The organism is Gilliamella sp. BG7 (assembly GCF_046635565.1).
GTDB classification, from domain to species: Bacteria; Pseudomonadota; Gammaproteobacteria; order Enterobacterales; family Orbaceae; genus Gilliamella; species Gilliamella apicola_P.
Window position 1 is genome coordinate 97,694 of sequence record NZ_JBIDFB010000004.1, and the last position, 15,924, is coordinate 113,617.

The 15,924-nt window shown below is 34.2% G+C and carries 13 protein-coding genes and 2 tRNA genes; 4 read left to right on the plus strand and 11 right to left on the minus strand.

Annotation, left to right across the window (positions count from 1 at the left end; all coding sequences use genetic code 11):
- Positions 1-129: 129 nt before the first annotated feature.
- The 5 genes from ACGH49_RS04255 to erpA all read right to left on the minus strand — a co-directional run bounded on the left by ACGH49_RS04255 (position 130) and on the right by erpA (position 2,409).
- Entirely contained in the window at positions 130-1,269 is a 1,140-nt protein-coding gene (locus tag ACGH49_RS04255; protein WP_411588337.1) for a tyrosine-type recombinase/integrase, read from the minus strand.
- Complete coding sequence (locus tag ACGH49_RS04260; RefSeq protein ID WP_411588338.1) at positions 1,242-1,421, minus strand: Arm DNA-binding domain-containing protein; 180 nt, start codon at positions 1,419-1,421, stop codon at positions 1,242-1,244. Before ACGH49_RS04260 ends, ACGH49_RS04255 begins: the two co-directional genes overlap by 28 nt.
- Positions 1,422-1,678: 257 nt before the next feature.
- Positions 1,679-1,754: transfer RNA gene (locus tag ACGH49_RS04265), tRNA-Gly, on the minus strand.
- Positions 1,755-1,772: 18 nt separating this feature from the next.
- Positions 1,773-1,860 (minus strand) — tRNA-Leu (locus tag ACGH49_RS04270).
- A gap of 210 nt (positions 1,861-2,070) precedes the next feature.
- The gene (gene erpA / locus ACGH49_RS04275; RefSeq protein ID WP_034914816.1) at positions 2,071-2,409 is read right to left on the minus strand and encodes an iron-sulfur cluster insertion protein ErpA; all 339 of its coding nucleotides are present in this window, start codon (positions 2,407-2,409) and stop codon (positions 2,071-2,073) included.
- Between the two features lie 158 nt (positions 2,410-2,567).
- Between erpA and hemL the strand changes: the two genes are divergently transcribed.
- Positions 2,568-3,860 (plus strand): glutamate-1-semialdehyde 2,1-aminomutase, encoded by a 1,293-nt coding sequence (hemL, locus tag ACGH49_RS04280; protein ID WP_411588340.1) that lies wholly within the window; start codon positions 2,568-2,570, stop codon positions 3,858-3,860.
- 62 nt (positions 3,861-3,922) lie between these two features.
- A complete protein-coding gene (gene bcp / locus ACGH49_RS04285) occupies positions 3,923-4,399 on the plus strand; it encodes a thioredoxin-dependent thiol peroxidase (protein WP_296210907.1) in 477 nt (158 codons plus the stop codon).
- 34 nt (positions 4,400-4,433) lie between these two features.
- Here bcp and ACGH49_RS04290 read toward each other — a convergent pair whose 3' ends face one another.
- Positions 4,434-5,519 (minus strand): AI-2E family transporter, encoded by a 1,086-nt coding sequence (locus tag ACGH49_RS04290; RefSeq protein WP_296210903.1) that lies wholly within the window; start codon positions 5,517-5,519, stop codon positions 4,434-4,436.
- A gap of 48 nt (positions 5,520-5,567) precedes the next feature.
- Complete coding sequence (locus ACGH49_RS04295; protein ID WP_411588341.1) at positions 5,568-7,091, minus strand: helicase HerA-like C-terminal domain-containing protein; 1,524 nt, start codon at positions 7,089-7,091, stop codon at positions 5,568-5,570.
- Between the two features lie 169 nt (positions 7,092-7,260).
- On the opposite strand from ACGH49_RS04295, the gene ACGH49_RS04300 reads away from it, so the two are divergent.
- Positions 7,261-7,482, plus strand: coding sequence for a YdcH family protein (locus ACGH49_RS04300; protein ID WP_065608471.1), 222 nt, complete (start codon positions 7,261-7,263; stop codon positions 7,480-7,482).
- Between the two features lie 335 nt (positions 7,483-7,817).
- On the opposite strand, the gene mgtA is transcribed toward ACGH49_RS04300, so the two are convergent.
- On the minus strand, positions 7,818-10,526 hold the full coding sequence (mgtA, locus tag ACGH49_RS04305; protein WP_411588342.1) for a magnesium-translocating P-type ATPase: 2,709 nt from the start codon (positions 10,524-10,526) through the stop codon (positions 7,818-7,820).
- 710 nt (positions 10,527-11,236) lie between these two features.
- Between mgtA and ACGH49_RS04310 the strand changes: the two genes are divergently transcribed.
- A complete protein-coding gene (locus tag ACGH49_RS04310; RefSeq protein WP_411588343.1) occupies positions 11,237-11,914 on the plus strand; it encodes a hypothetical protein in 678 nt (225 codons plus the stop codon).
- Positions 11,915-12,024: 110 nt separating this feature from the next.
- On the opposite strand, the gene ACGH49_RS04315 is transcribed toward ACGH49_RS04310, so the two are convergent.
- From ACGH49_RS04315 to ACGH49_RS04325, 3 genes are all read right to left on the minus strand, one after another.
- Positions 12,025-13,917 (minus strand): DNA topoisomerase III, encoded by a 1,893-nt coding sequence (locus ACGH49_RS04315; protein WP_411588344.1) that lies wholly within the window; start codon positions 13,915-13,917, stop codon positions 12,025-12,027.
- Positions 13,918-14,061: 144 nt separating this feature from the next.
- On the minus strand, positions 14,062-15,063 hold the full coding sequence (zntB, locus tag ACGH49_RS04320) for a zinc transporter ZntB (protein WP_296210086.1): 1,002 nt from the start codon (positions 15,061-15,063) through the stop codon (positions 14,062-14,064).
- Between the two features lie 84 nt (positions 15,064-15,147).
- A complete protein-coding gene (locus ACGH49_RS04325; RefSeq protein ID WP_411588345.1) occupies positions 15,148-15,924 on the minus strand; it encodes a heme ABC transporter ATP-binding protein in 777 nt (258 codons plus the stop codon).

Here is a 15,924-nt window from a genome sequence, read left to right on the forward strand (position 1 = left end):
GTTTTCTTTTTGTTATAACAAACTATGGCGAGATATAAAAATCGTTTAAACAGATCAATAAAAATACGATTGATCTGCTTTGTTGATCAAATAAAAAAAGGTGCGCTAAAAGCACCCTTATTTTATGGGTTATTGATTAGATAGTTTATCTAGGGCTTCTTGTTGCCACTTATCAAGTCTATCTGCCCATTCTTGCATCATTTCGCGGCGTGGCTCAATATACTGGGCATGATTATAAGTGCCTCTTACTTTATTAGTATCGGCATGGGATAATTGCGCTTCCACAAAATCTTTATCATATTTAAAATCATTTAATGCCGTTGAAATGATATGCCTGATACCGTGAGTACATAAACGTCGTTTGAACCCCATATTTTTCAACGCTTGATTCAGTGTATTTTCACTGATAGCTTCAAGGGGATCTGTTCGATGTGAGATTAAATAGCGTTGTCCTTTCATATGATAAGACAATAACTCTTTAACAATAGCTAAAGCTTGTCGTGATAAGGGAACGATGTAATCGGGCACCCGGTTATCCACTTTTTCAATGACTTGTTGTAACTGTTTCACATCGGAGGCTGGAATACGCCACAGCGCATTTTTTAAATCAAACTGCCAGGCTTCAGAAAAACGTAGCTCTCCGGTTCTGACACCTGTCAGCAATAATAATCGTAACCCCAATACGGTTAATCGGCTGCCTTGGTAAGTGGATAGCTTAACGAGTAATTCAGGTATTTCGCTTACGTCGATAAAAGGATAACGATTATTGCGACGATAAGGCAGCGTTGCGATATCTAAATCCGCTGCTGGATTAATCTCTAACCCTTCTGTCACAACCGCATAACGAAAAATCTCACTAAGCCAACACCGTATTTTTTCAGCTACCGATAAAGCGCCACGCTCCTCAACTCTGCGCATAATCAACAACAAATCCTTTCTTGTCACCGATTGTAATGATTTGTCTTTTAAGACAGGGAAAATATCATTAGTGAAAGCTCGGCGAATTTGAATCTCGGTACTACCGCGTCCGTTATTCTTTTTATCTTTAGAGGGTTTTGAGTTTAACTTCTTTAGTTTAAACTCAAGCCAATGCAGCGCAAATTGAGCAAAAGTGCATTTTTGCTCTTCATCAACCGCTTCCTCTACGGGCTCAATAGTTGGATTTTCTTTTAAGCGAGGATCGATGTTGCTTAACAATTTAAAATTGGCTTGTTCACATAGATAACGGGCTTGTTTTATATCTACCTTTGGATAGGTGCCGAACGACATTCGGGTCGTTTACCGTTCCAAGAAAAACGAAACAGCCAATACTTTGAACCATTGGGATGAATATTTAGAAATAACCCATTACCATCTTTTAGAGTATATTCCTTAACTTTAGATTTTGCCGCTTTAATTTTATACTCAGTAAGTACAGCCATGATAAACTCCTTATGTTATTGATGAACGTAAGGATAGCTAGTCAATATTTAGACAAACTGTTCAAAAAATACATTATCACGATAACACATTTTTTGGACTAGTCCAAAAAAACTCATTCCGTTTTTGGACTGATTTTTGGACTAAATTCTCTTGGATGACTCTGGATTATTCTGTTCTATACTGGAAAGTAAAACCGTTAAATCACTTGCAAATTCTAAGTTTTGCGGACTTTAACGGACTATACTGGATGTTATATTGGAGCGGGAAACGAGGTTCGAACTCGCGACCCCGACCTTGGCAAGGTCGTGCTCTACCAACTGAGCTATTCCCGCATGAAAGTTGTTTTTTGTTGGTGCCCGGGGCGAGACTTGAACTCGCACGACCAAAAAGGTCGAGGGATTTTAAATCCCTTGTGTCTACCGATTTCACCACCCGGGCTCAAAACTTATTACCAAAAGGTAATTGCGTTTCGAATGCTGTGCATTTTACCCATCTTAATTTTTCCGTCAACTAAAAATTAAAAATTATCGTTTAACTGCTCAATGTTTGTCACTTTTTATGACTTTTATTAATCTATCTATAAAAGTTAAAGTTATGGTTTATTATTTTCCCATAACGTTATTAATATTTTTAAAACCTAAATATGGCTTAAACACTAAAAGATGAACCGCAACCGCATGTTGTTGTTGCATTGGGATTATCAACCACAAAACGAGAGCCTTGTAAACCTTCTACATAATCGATAGTGCCACCAACTAGATATTGTAAACTCATGGGATCGATAACTAAAGATACACCATTTTTTTCAATAGCCAAGTCATCTTCGTTTACTTTTTCATCAAAAGTAAAACCATACTGAAATCCACTACAACCACCGCCTGTTATATACACCCTTAATTTTAGGTTTGGGTTCTCTTCTTCAGTGACTAATGATTTAACTTTGTTGGCCGCAGCATCAGTAAAGTTAATCGGTAAAGCATCGCTCATATTCTTCTCCTAATATATTGATCTTTGCATTATATACCTTTGCTAAATGAAAATACAAAATAGAAAACTTCTATTAAATAAATTTCTCATAGCTGGCTTGAATTTATTTTGATTTTATGAATAAATACACAAAATTTTCTAGAGAGATTATCTCGATTATGCTAAACAATTTCAAATCAGAAAAACTTTATCATCAGGCTCAATCAGTTATGCCTGGTGGCGTTAATTCGCCTGTTCGTGCCTTTAATGGTGTAGGTGGCTCACCTTTATTTATCGAGCGTGCAAACGGTGCGTATATTTATGATGTGGACGAAAGAGCCTACATCGATTATGTCGGTTCTTGGGGGCCGATGATTCTTGGACACAATGACCCCGATGTAGCCAATGCGGTAATTAACGCAGTTCATAACGGTTTGAGTTATGGTGCACCAACCGAAATTGAAACCAAAGTTGCTAATTTAGTCACGCAATTAATGCCTTCAATTGAAATGGTGCGAATGGTAAATTCCGGAACTGAAGCAACCATGAGTGCCATCCGTGTTGCACGCGGTTTTACTGGACGTGATAAGATTATTAAGTTTGAAGGTTGTTATCACGGTCATGCAGATTATTTGTTAGTTAAAGCAGGGTCTGGTGCCCTTACTTTTGGTCACCCAACTTCACCGGGTGTACCTGATGATTTTGTTAAGCATACATTAGTTTGTAATTATAATAATTTAGAATCGGTTAAAAAACAATTTGAGCAATATCCCGACCAAATTGCCGCCATCATTATTGAGCCAGTTGCGGGCAATATGAATTGCGTGCCAGCAAAAAAAGAGTTTTTACACGGTTTACGAGCACTTTGCGATAAGTATAGTGCGTTATTGATCATTGACGAAGTTATGACGGGCTTTAGAGTGGCTCTTGGCGGAGCTCAAGATTATTATGATGTTGTGCCCGATTTAACTTGTTTAGGTAAAATTATTGGTGGTGGTATGCCTGTTGGAGCGTTTGGTGGTCGTGCGGATATTATGATGCAATTAGCACCAACTGGTCCAATATACCAAGCTGGAACTCTTTCAGGTAATCCCGTTGCAATGGCAGCGGGTTACACAACGTTATCCAAATTAATGGAAGTTGGAATCTATCAGGAGTTAGAAGCTAAGACTACATCACTTGCCGATGGTTTATTGTCGGTAGCTAAAAAGCATAATGTGCCATTAGTGGTGAATTTTGTAGGTGGTATGTTTGGATTGTTCTTTACAACTGCTTCTGAAGTAACCAGTTATCAAGATGTGATGCAGTGTGATATTGAATTATTCAAAAAATTCTATCATTATATGTTAACTGAAGGTGTTTATTTTGCACCATCAGCTTTCGAAGCTGGTTTCATATCACTGAAACACACAGACAAAGAGATCAATCACACCATTGACGCAGCAAGTCGTTTTTTTAATAACTTAGTTTAAATGTATTACACTTTTTATATTTCCAATAAAAATATTAAACTATTAAAATAGGTAATAATTATATGGTTAATCCACTTAAAGAAGGTGAAAAAGCACCACAATTTTCGTTGCCAGATCAAGATGGAGAGCTAGTAAGCTTGAATGATTTTAAAGGTAAACGTGTTTTAATTTATTTTTACCCAAAAGCGATGACGCCTGGTTGTACTGTGCAAGCATGTAATTTGCGTGATTTCTCAGATGAGTTTACAAAGTACAATGTGGTGATTCTAGGTATTAGTACTGATAAACCAGAAAAATTATCTAGATTTATTGAAAAGGAGCTATTAAATTTTACACTGCTTTCTGACGAAAAGCACGAAGTTGCCCAAGTATTTGGTACATGGGGCGAAAAAGAGTTTATGGGTAAAACCTATGATGGGATTCACCGTATAAGCTTTTTAATTGGCGAAGACGGTAAAATAGAAAAAGTGTTTAATGATTTCAAAACAGCTAACCATCACGAAGTGGTTTTAGATTATCTTAAAACACACAGTAAATAGAATAGTTTTGATTAAAAGCAGATTAACCTAACCATTAATCTGCTTTTACTTTGATATTGAAATTATTTAATTCATCTGGTTTTGGCCATGCATTTATGATTGCTTTAACCAATGTTGCTAAAGGTATTGCAAAAAATATTCCCCAAAATCCCCATAAACCACCAAACACAATTACAGCTAAAATAATTACTAATGGATGCAAATTCAGCTTTTCCGAAAATAAGCAAGGTACTAATAAATTACCGTCTAATGCTTGTATTAGGACATAGAAAAATAACAAATAACCAAATTGTGCACTTAATCCCCATTGAAATAGCGCAATTAATATAACTGGAATACTTGAAATAATAATACCAACATAGGGCACTAATACAGATAATCCAACAAGAACGGCTAATAAAAGTCCATAATCTAAACCAAAGTACCAAAAAGGAATATAGATAAAAATGGTTAACATAATAATATGTAGCACGTTGCCTACTATATAATTAGATATTTGCATATCCATTTCAGTGGCAACTTTGTCTAGAATTGTTCGATTTTTGGGTAAAATTTTTGAGCAATATCCCCATATTTTTGCTTTGTCTTTTAAAAGAAAAAACATCATTATTGGTATTAATACCGCATTAATTGCAATAGAAACAAGTCCTAATAAAGACACGATGGAAAATTGCAATAATGAATTGCCTGTTTGCACAACTTTGTTGGTAATACCTTGGATAACCGAGTCGAATAAGCCAACATCAATTAGCTCAGGGTAGTGTTCAGGCAAGGTGGTTAAAAAGTTGTTTGCAAAATTCAACATGTTTGGAATATTAGTGATTAAGCTAATGCTTTGTTGCCAAATTAATGGTAATAAAATCATAAATCCGACTAATACAATCATTAAAAAAAGCAGTAACACCATTACAACTGCCATTGTTCTTGGTATGTTTTTTTTATGTAGATAGTTAACCGGTCTATCAAGTAAATAAGATAGTACAATCGCAATTAAAACTGGTAGAAGAATTTTATTGAAAAAATAAATAATAATAAATAAGCCAACAATAACAGCCATTAGCGAAACAATATGCGGATCGCTAAAGCGTTTTTTATACCATTCTATGAACATTTTTAACATTAAAATACTCCTATTTTGCTAACTTTTTAAGTAATAACTTCGTTTTGGTTATTTTTTTAAACCACCCAATATACCGCGGGTGATTTGTTTGCCGATTTGATTAACAACTTGCCTTATTGCGCTTTTGGCTATTTTTTGGGTGATACCATCGTGCTGTCCACCTCTTGACCCCTTAGTACCAAAAAGGAATGTGCTTAAAAAATTTAGCAATCCACCATTATTTTGTTTATTATTTTTATCATCGTCTATTTTTGTATCGCTACTATTGCTGTTTTGATCGGATTGGTTATTTAAAGAAAATCCATTTTTCAGTATTTCATAAGCGGATTGTCGATCTATGGTTTGTGCGTATTTGTTGTAAAAACAAGATTGGCGAATAATAGTTGATTGATCTTCTGGCGACATTGGCCCCATTTTTGAACGCGGTGCAATAATATAACCGCGTTCAACCATGTTTGGGCGACCTTTTTCATCTAAGAACGATATAAGTGCTTCGCCAACGCCTAATTCCATTATTGCTTTTTCAGTATCAAAACTTGGATTGGCACGCATAGTTTGGGCGGCCGTTTTTACAGCTTTTTGATCTTTTGGGGTAAATGCGCGTAAGGCATGTTGCACCCGATTACCTAATTGCCCTAAAACTGTATCAGGAATATCACTCGGATTCTGAGAAGAAAAATAAATTCCTACCCCTTTAGAGCGAATTAAACGCACCACTTGTTCTATTTTTGCTAATAATGCAGACGAAATGTCATTAAAAAGTAAGTGAGCTTCGTCAAAAAAGAAAACAAGTTTAGGCTTATCAAGATCACCTACTTCTGGCAAGTGTTCAAAAAGTTCTGACAATAACCACAATAAAAAGACTGAATATAATTTTGGAGAGTTATATAACTTTTCGGCCGATAAGATGTTAATTATACCGTAACCTTCAGGATTAACTTTGATTAAATCTTGAATGTTAAGCATTGGTTCACCAAGGAAAAATTCGGCACCTTGTTGTTCTAGAGTTAATAATCCACGTTGAATTGCGCCAATTGACGATAATGAAATGTTTCCATATTGTGTGGTAAATTTTTTAGCGTTATCACCAACAAATTGTATTAATGCTCGAAGATCTTTAAAATCAATTAATAATAAACCATTATCATCAGCAATTTTAAATACTAACTGTAAAACCCCTGCTTGAACGTTATTTAAATCGAGTAACTGACCAAGCAAAATAGGTCCTATATCTGACACAGTGCTACGAACGGGGATCCCTTTTTCAGCAAATACATCCCATAATTCAATCGGTGACAAGTCTGGTTGCCAATTATCAACTTCAATACTTGCTAAACGAGCTTGTAGTTTTTCAGTTAATATGCCTTTTTCACCAATCCCAGTTAGGTCACCTTTAACATCAGCAAGAAAGACAGGTACACCTATTTTTGAAAAACCTTCTGCCATTTTTTGTAATGTCACTGTTTTACCTGTACCAGTTGCACCAGTAATTAAACCATGGCGATTAGCTAATGCTGATATAATTGATAAATCTTTGCCATGACTTTTGGCAATTACAATCGACTCACTCATGGAATAACTCCCCTTTTTATTTTTTACTTTGTAATTAAAACAGTTTTGTTATAAAAATATATTTAGTCATTAAAACAATTTTTCTATTAAAGCTACAAATAATATTGTATTCTGAATTAGCAATAGCTGCTATTGTTATTATTTTATCTAACCCATATAAGGAGGCACTATGTTTCCAGAATATCGAGAATTAATTTCTAAATTAAAAAATACCGATCTACGTTTTCAAAAATTGTTCGCCCAACATAATGAGCTCGACCAAAAAATTAAAAACATTGAATCTGGAATTATTGTCAATACCGCTGAAACGATAGAGGCATTGAAAAAACAGAAACTTAAAATTAAAGACGAAATTCATGAAATTTTAAAAAAAGCGTCTGAAATTAGCTAAACTTTTAATTACCTGTAATTTGTAATTATTTTAATTAATCGTTTTATTTTAAAATAATAAACGATTAAACAAAAACCCCAATAATTGGGGTTTTTTATTATGTGTTAACTTAAAATTCTTGCGCTAATTATTTTATATTCAATTAGTTAATTGTGCTTGAGCTTTTTTCTGTTTTCGGCTTTTAATTAACATAATTAAATTTTTATGTGGTGTTTTCATAGATTATTTCCTCTTGTTATTATTTTATGCTTAATATATTAATTTTTATAAATTTTAAATATACAATTTGTAAAGTAGCTAAGCGATAGCAGTATCACTTAGCTGTTATTAGTCAATTAAAACCATTGACCAAAACGTTTGATATAGATACGTTTCATTAATTGTGCAACGCAGCAATAGCTAAATAGAGTTGCTAATAGCCATGGAAAGTATGACCACGGTAATGGTTGTAGTCCAATTAACCCACTTAGTGGAGAAAATGGAATATAAATACCAATAGCCATAACTAACAAAGTCATCACAATAACAGGAAATGCCGCAGTGCTTTGTACAAATGGAATTTTTTGTGTTCTTAGCATGTGCACAACCAAAGTTTGCGATAATAACCCTTCAATAAACCATCCTGAATGAAATAACGATTGAGCTTCAACACTATTAGCACTAAATACAAACCACATTAATGCATAAGTTGTGATATCAAAAATAGACGATGTAGGCCCAATCCAAATCATAAAACGTCTAATATTTAACGCATTCCATTTGCGTGGTTTTTGTAAAAATTCATTATCCATTTTGTCCCATGGCAATGAGAGTTGTGAAATATCATACAATAAGTTTTGAATAAGTAAATGTATCGCTAGCATAGGTAAAAATGGTAAAAACGCACTAGCAACCAATACTGAAAAAATATTGCCAAAATTAGAACTTGCTGTCATATTTAGATATTTCATGATATTGCCAAAGGTCTCGCGGCCACATATTACACCTTCTTCTAAAACCATTAGGCTCTTTTCCAGTAAAATAATATCAGCAGATTCTTTAGCGATGTCGGTTGCAGTATCTACCGAAATTCCTACATCGGCATCACGAAGTGCTGGTGCATCGTTAATACCATCGCCTAAAAAACCAACAGTATGCCCATTATCTTGCAACAATCGAATAATTCGTGATTTTTGCAACGGTGTTAATTTTGCAAAAATAGTGTGCTGTTCGATCTGTTTTTTGAGCTCGACATCATCCATTTTTTCAATTTCAGTGCCAATTAATGGCGTGCCAGGTTCTAAACCAACTTCTCGGCAAACTTTAATAGTGATGATTTCGTTATCACCGGTTAAAACTTTAACGCCCACACCATGCTCATTCAATGCCGAAATAGCTTCGAATGCGCTTTCTTTTGGTGGATCTAAAAAAGTTAAAAAGCCACGAATGGCAAGCGCAGTTTCGTCTTGCACGGTGTATTGTGGTTTTGTTTCACCTACCGGAATGTTTTTTACGCCAACGGCTAACACTCTAAAGCCTTCTTTATTATATTCATGTGCTAATGCGATCAAGGCTTGTTTACGTTCATCATTTAATGGTAAATATTCGCCATTTTCATAAACGTAACTAGCAATAGACAGCATTTCTTCAACTGCGCCTTTACAAATCATCAAATGGTTATCATCACCATTTTGTACTACCACCGATAAACGTCGGCGTACAAAATCAAATGGTAATTCATCAATTTTTTTATATAAGCTAACACCAACCTTTTTCATACAGGTCTTTTCTTCGGCAAAACGAATAATCGCTTTATCCATTAAGTTTTTCATACCGCTTTGATAATAACTGTTAAGCCATGCAAGTTCCAAAACAGATGAATCGACTTGACCTTTTATATCAAGGTGATGCTCTAAAATGATTTTATCTTGTGTTAATGTCCCCGTTTTGTCAGTGCATAAAATATCCATCGCCCCAAAATTTTGGATTGCGTTGAGCCTTTTAACAACCACTTTACGTTTTGCCATACCAACAGCGCCTTTTGCTAGATTAGCGCTCACAATCATTGGTAACATTTCTGGCGTCAAGCCAACGGCCACGGCTAATGCAAAAAGCGCAGCATCGCCCCAATCATTTTTTGAAAAACCATTAATAAAAAATACAATTGGCACCATAATTAGCATAAATCGAATAAGCAACCAACTAACGCTATTAACACCACGATCAAACGAAGTTTCAGCACGAGATCCTACAATTGATTTTGCCAATGAGCCAAAATGAGTATCCCCCCCTGTTGCAACAACAATGGCTGTGGCGGTTCCACTAACAACGTTGGTTCCCATGTAACAAATGTTATTAACATCAAGCAAATTATCTTTGTTGATGTTTGATGTTTCGATATTATCGGATGTTTTTTGTGTTACAGCACCTAATGTGTCGTACTTTTCAACAGGAATCGATTCGCCTGTTAATACAGCTTGGCTAACAAATAAATCCCGAGATTCAATCAATCGAATATCTGCCGGGATCATGTCTCCGGCCGACAAGTAAACAATATCCCCAGGAACAATTTCACTTAATGGAATCTCAATACGTTCTGGGCTCATATCTTTATGCGCACGTCTTAGCACCGTTGCTGTTGTGCGAATCATCGATTTTAACGCTTCAGCCGCTTTGTTCGATCTAAATTCCTGCCAAAAACGCAATAATCCACTCAGTGATACCATAGTTAGAATAATGATAATACTGGTTAAATCTGTCTCTTCACCATTTTGCAAAGGTAACCAAAAATCAGTCACAAAACTAACAATAGCTAATGCTAATAATACAAATATAAACGGATTATTAAACGCAGTTAATAGTTGTACTAAAACTGATGGTACCTTTTCGCGTGCGACTTCATTTTTTCCATATATTTCAATTCTCGACTTTGCACTTTCTTGTGTTAATCCCGAAAGGCTGGATTGAAATTTAGCTAAAATACTATCAAGGCTGTTTTGGGCTTCATTGATAGCCTTAATATCTATACTATTTTGTGCTTTAGTTTTAGATGTGTTTTTTGTCATCATAAATACCTATATTCATAATTTTGGCAAGAGCATGCCAACTTACTGTTACCAAGTAACGATAAGTAATTAAATTTTGTGATTAGCTAAAATTTAGTGCATAGCAAAATTAGCCTATAAAGCTATTTTGTATAGCATGGGCTTAGCATTAAATTTAATTAGCAAACAGAATTAATTAAGAATTTAGATACAACTCGGTGGTTCTAAATGTTTTTCTGAAAGATGTAAAACACGCACCATTAAGCTTTGCGCGCACTGGTGTTTTGAATTTGTGTGATAGCGTGTAAAAAAATACATATCGTTCACCGTTACCGTTCTATCAATTTCGGTTTGTGAACTGAAAAAATGGTTATTTAGACAGGTTCATTAACCGATAATGATGTGTTTAAATTTGTCTCCCCTAGTCTTGGGGTGACCCGATTGAGTGTCCATATTTCTCCTGTAAATTGAACTCTTCACTTTATATTTCAACTTCCCTTCACCCTCGTTTTTAACTTCCAAATAGCTAAAAAAGGAAGAAAAGCTCAAAAGGCGGCATCTTTATACGCCTTTAAGAAATAGAAGTCAACCCATCTCACAAAAAAAGAAATACAGTTGTTGAAAAACAGCACTTATCGGCGCATTTATCTTCATATTCATTTAGAACAGATACACCTATTACCTAATATAAGATACAATTACTGCACGATTAACTAACGTGAATATTTTAAATGGAACTGTCTGAATTACTCCATGATAATTGGTTCAATTTGGTAATTATTTTTGTGCTTTCTTTTGTCACATTTATTTTTAAAAAAAGTACTCAAAATGACTATTTTGATAATATTATTAAATATGCCGATATTTTAGGGAAAACACCTCAACCCAAATATCAAATGGATTATTTAAATAATATTAAAAAGAAACTAATATGGGAAAAAGTCTGTTTTTATCAATCAGGTAATATCGATAAAGAAAGTATCGCTATTTCGCTAGTAAATGCTGATGTTCATAATCTTATTGAACTTACTCAATTAGACTTATTAACGCACTATTTTAAGATCACACAAAATCGTATTACACCACTTAAGCCCTATTTAATTAAAGAAGTTGTAATTAGTGGTATTGTATTTATTCTCGCATTAATTATGTTGCTATCTAACGTTATTACGGCCTTGAACTCACCTTGGATAATTAATGTTATCATTGCCATTTTAACAAGCTTTATCATAATGATAGCTCTATTTAGTTTTACCATAGAACCAATTAAACGATTAAAAACCTATCTTTCAATTCTAAAAGATAAGAGCTTTTTACAAAGAACAAATAATCAGTTAGCCAAAATAATCAAAGAGAAAAATAGATTGATCACCGATATTTTAGAAGAAACAACCGAGCAAAAAAAATAACAAAATCGTCAACGAATTTAAAATTATTATTCAGCTAGTATGTAATATAACTATATTAATAAATAGGATGAACAGTATTACTACTTTTAATCCTATTTATTATATGGAGATTAAGCTTGAATATTCAATCTTGCATTTTTTAAGTGATTAACAAGATCTAACAGTGATAAATTAAGTTGATGCATAAATTGTTGGTACGAAAACTCTTTTTTGCTAATTTCGTTTAATTGCAATTCCCAATGGGCGGTCATATCAGGCATCGACATTATATCAGGTAGTGATAAAATCAGATTTTTACCCACCTCCGTTGAGCGAATTACTTTGCCTTGACGAGTTAAAAATTGACGTTTAAATAACAATTCTATAATACCAGCCCTTGTTGCTTCTGTACCTAAACCATCGGTTTCGCGTAATATTTTTTTGATTTCGGGATCTTTAACAAATCTGGCAATCCCCGTCATCGCAGACAACAATGTTGCATCGGTAAATGGCCTTGGCGGTTGGGTTTCTTTGCTAACCAGTTCAGTATCAATACATTGCACTGTTTCACCCTTTTTAACTAATTTAGTTAATAAACCATTACTTTCATTATCATCAATATCGGTTTGAGCTTGATAGTTTTTAGCTCTAAATAAAACCTTCCAACCTTCATCAAGCATGTGGTTAGCTTTAGAAATAAATTTTCCACCTTTAATATCAACATCAATTTCCAATTCAGTATATTTATATGCTGGATAAAATTGGGCTAAATATTGCGTTGCCACAACTTGATAAACGGCTTTTTCGTTAACAGATAAGTTATCCATTTTTGCTTTACGCAAGGTTGGAATAATAGCGTGGTGCGCTTCTACTTTTTTATCATTCCAAGCTTTAGAACGTGAAGTAAAATCAGCATGATCAACTGCAGTTTGCAGTTCTGGGCAATTATTTTCAATGGCAGACTTTACACCTGTAATTTGTTTTAAGTGTTCTTCTGGCAAAAAGCGACAGTCTGATCTTGGATAGGTAATTAATTTGTGTTTTTCATATAACGATTGACAAACATCAAGCACATCTTGAGCACTCAGCCCATTTTTTTTAGCCATCTCAATTTGCAGTGCCGATAAATTAAATGGCATTGGTGGCGCAAGTTCTTTCTTTTTATTACTAACTTTATCAATTGTGCCTGATTGCTTATTAATACGCTGACAAACATTTTCGGCCAATTTTTTAACTAAAACACGCCCTTCCTCATCCTGATAAAGCGCGCAAGCTTCGCTAGGTTGCCATTTAGCTTTAAATATTTCATTACCTTTGGTTTGTAGCACTGCAAAAACTTCATAAAATGGTTTAGGTACAAATTGCGCTATCTCTAAATCTCGTCTAACCACTAACCCTAAAATAGGGGTTTGTACTCGCCCAATTGATAAAACACCTCGATAACCGTTTTTTTGACCAACAATGGTACAAAGACGACTCATATTAATGCCATATAGCCAATCGGCTCGAGCTCTTGCTAATGCCGAGGTTGATAAAGGAATAAAATCTTGATTGTTGCGTAATTGTTGCAATGATTTTTCAACAGCGCTGGCATTCAAATCACTGATCAAACAGCGCTTTATTGATTTGCGTTTACTTGACGGTAATTGGCAATAATTTAAGACTTCATCAACCAACAACTGCCCTTCTCTATCTGGGTCACCTGCATGCACAATTTGGTCGGCCGATTTAATTAGATCCACCAAAATATCAAACTGTTTTTGTGTCGTGTTTTTGGGGGTTAATATCCACTTTTCAGGCACGATGGGTAAATCGTTAATTGCCCACTTTTTATATCGCTGATCATAAACTTCTGGCGTGGCCTGCTCAAGCAAGTGCCCAATACACCAACTAACCACATCACCATTACTTGCTTTAATAAAACCATTACCTTTTTGATGAGGTTTAGGTAATACGTCAGCGATAGCCCTTGCTAAGCTGGGCTTTTCGGCAATAAATAAACGATAAGATTGATTAAGTTGCATAAGAATAATTATTCATTAAAATTTCAAACAAGATAAGTTTGAATCAGTATTAATTTTATGGTTTTAAATAAAAAGTCAATTATATCCTTATACCCAACTTTATAAACATTCATAAATTTTCATCCATTTTTTAAAGATACTTTATTACCACCATTTTTTGTATTTAAGCCAAACAACTGAAATAACACAAATAATAACAAGTAGTAATATTAATCCTACAAAAGACCAACCTTCACTACTAAAAGGAATACCGGCTAAATTGACACCAAGCAAACTAGTTAAAAACGTAATGGGTGTAAAAATTATGGTAAAGAGTGACATTAAATAAATTCGTTTATTGGTTGATTCAGCCAAGAAGCTATTAATTTGTTCCATAATTGAAGCTATTCTTAATAAACAACTATCAATATCAGATACATAATGATTTTGTTGATAGGAAATATCATGCAATCGTTGGCGATCGTTATCATCAATCCACGATATTCTTTCAGTCGAAATTTTCACAAAAATATCGCGTTGTGGTGATAACAATCGGCGTAAGACGATCAACTGTTTACGAACGCGACCGATCTCTTTATAAGAAAAAATACGTTGGTTTAAAACAGATTCTTCTAACTTAATGATTTTATTGTGAACACTATCAAAAGATAAATTAACTTGATCACTAATTAAATCAGACATTTGAATCAACCAATCCGCCACATCTACAGGACCAATACCCTTTTCTAGATGATCCTTTAATTCAGCAATAGCCGAAATTTGTTGATGCCGTGTTGAAATAATCATGTTATCAGTTATATAAAAACGAAAGGTAACAATAGGATCGGGAAGCTCATTGGGAACAAAATTAACACCTTTTAAAACTACTAAAACACCTGATTCAAAACGAATTTCCTTGGATATTTGCTTAGGTTTTAGCAATTCATTTTTAATCAAATCTGGAACTAGATTTGTATTATTTACCCAATTGATAGTTTCTTGTTTAGCAAAATCTAAATGAATCCAAAATGGTTGTAAAATTGAAGGTTTACTCTGTTCATTAAGTGGTAGCGCTTTACCTTTACCATCTAACTGACAACAAAAAGCTGGTTTAGCTTCTAAAAGATGTGAAACAGAAATAGAACTTACACTATTTTGATTAGTCATCACCGATCTCATTTATTGTTTTTTCAAATTATATACCTAATTTAGTTTAAATTGGAGCTATCAAATAGCGTTTAATTATTTTGCCTAAGGCATTAGATAAATTTGAGGGATACAACAATTATCTGGATGATGATAAATACCCAACTCAACCCCATACCAGTGATAAATATTATCTGTTGTCAAAACGTCTTTAGATGTGCCTTGTTCAACAATTTCACCTTGATTAATTAATAAGATTTTGTCAGCATATAATGCTGCTAGATTGAGATCATGCAATACACAACATACTGTCAATTTCTGCTTATGAGCAAGTTGTTTTAACAATCTTAAGGTCTGTTGTTGATAATATAAATCAAGTGCTGAGGTGGGTTCATCTAAGAAAAGTAATTTTTCAGTCGGTTCGGATTGCCATAATTGAGCTAAAACTCTAGCTAACTGCACGCGCTGTTGCTCTCCACCCGATAAACTACGATAATCACGCTCAGCAAATTTTAAACAATCAGTTTGCAACATTGTTTCTTGTAGGGCTTGGTTAAAATCAACTTTACCATAAGGTGAACGCCCCATAGCAACAACTTCTTTTACTTTAAAAGGAAATGTTAACTGGCTTTGTTGCAACATCACCGTTCGAACTTTAGATAACTTTTTTTCTGACCATTGTGATAGTGGCTTATTAAGTAAATAACACTCTCCAGATGATGGTTTTTGGTAACCTGTTAATAAGCGCAAAAGTGTTGATTTACCAGCACCATTAGGCCCTATAATAATCGTAATTTCACCCATTTTTACGTGTAAAGATACATCATTAATTAATTTGCGACTTGCATCATAAAAAGTTAAATGTTCAGCAATTAACATCAT

Coding starts and splice junctions, on each gene's coding strand:
- ACGH49_RS04255 (WP_411588337.1), bottom strand. CDS start 1,269: ATGTCGTTCGGCACCTATCCAAAGGTAGATATAAAACAAGCCCGTTAT.
- ACGH49_RS04260 (WP_411588338.1), bottom strand. CDS start 1,421: ATGGCTGTACTTACTGAGTATAAAATTAAAGCGGCAAAATCTAAAGTT.
- erpA (WP_034914816.1), bottom strand. CDS start 2,409: ATGAGCGATGCTTTACCGATTAACTTTACTGATGCTGCGGCCAACAAA.
- hemL (WP_411588340.1), top strand. CDS start 2,568: ATGCTAAACAATTTCAAATCAGAAAAACTTTATCATCAGGCTCAATCA.
- bcp (WP_296210907.1), top strand. CDS start 3,923: ATGGTTAATCCACTTAAAGAAGGTGAAAAAGCACCACAATTTTCGTTG.
- ACGH49_RS04290 (WP_296210903.1), bottom strand. CDS start 5,519: ATGTTAAAAATGTTCATAGAATGGTATAAAAAACGCTTTAGCGATCCG.
- ACGH49_RS04295 (WP_411588341.1), bottom strand. CDS start 7,091: ATGAGTGAGTCGATTGTAATTGCCAAAAGTCATGGCAAAGATTTATCA.
- ACGH49_RS04300 (WP_065608471.1), top strand. CDS start 7,261: ATGTTTCCAGAATATCGAGAATTAATTTCTAAATTAAAAAATACCGAT.
- mgtA (WP_411588342.1), bottom strand. CDS start 10,526: ATGACAAAAAACACATCTAAAACTAAAGCACAAAATAGTATAGATATT.
- ACGH49_RS04310 (WP_411588343.1), top strand. CDS start 11,237: ATGGAACTGTCTGAATTACTCCATGATAATTGGTTCAATTTGGTAATT.
- ACGH49_RS04315 (WP_411588344.1), bottom strand. CDS start 13,917: ATGCAACTTAATCAATCTTATCGTTTATTTATTGCCGAAAAGCCCAGC.
- zntB (WP_296210086.1), bottom strand. CDS start 15,063: ATGACTAATCAAAATAGTGTAAGTTCTATTTCTGTTTCACATCTTTTA.
- ACGH49_RS04325 (WP_411588345.1), bottom strand. CDS start 15,924: ATGATGTTAATTGCTGAACATTTAACTTTTTATGATGCAAGTCGCAAA.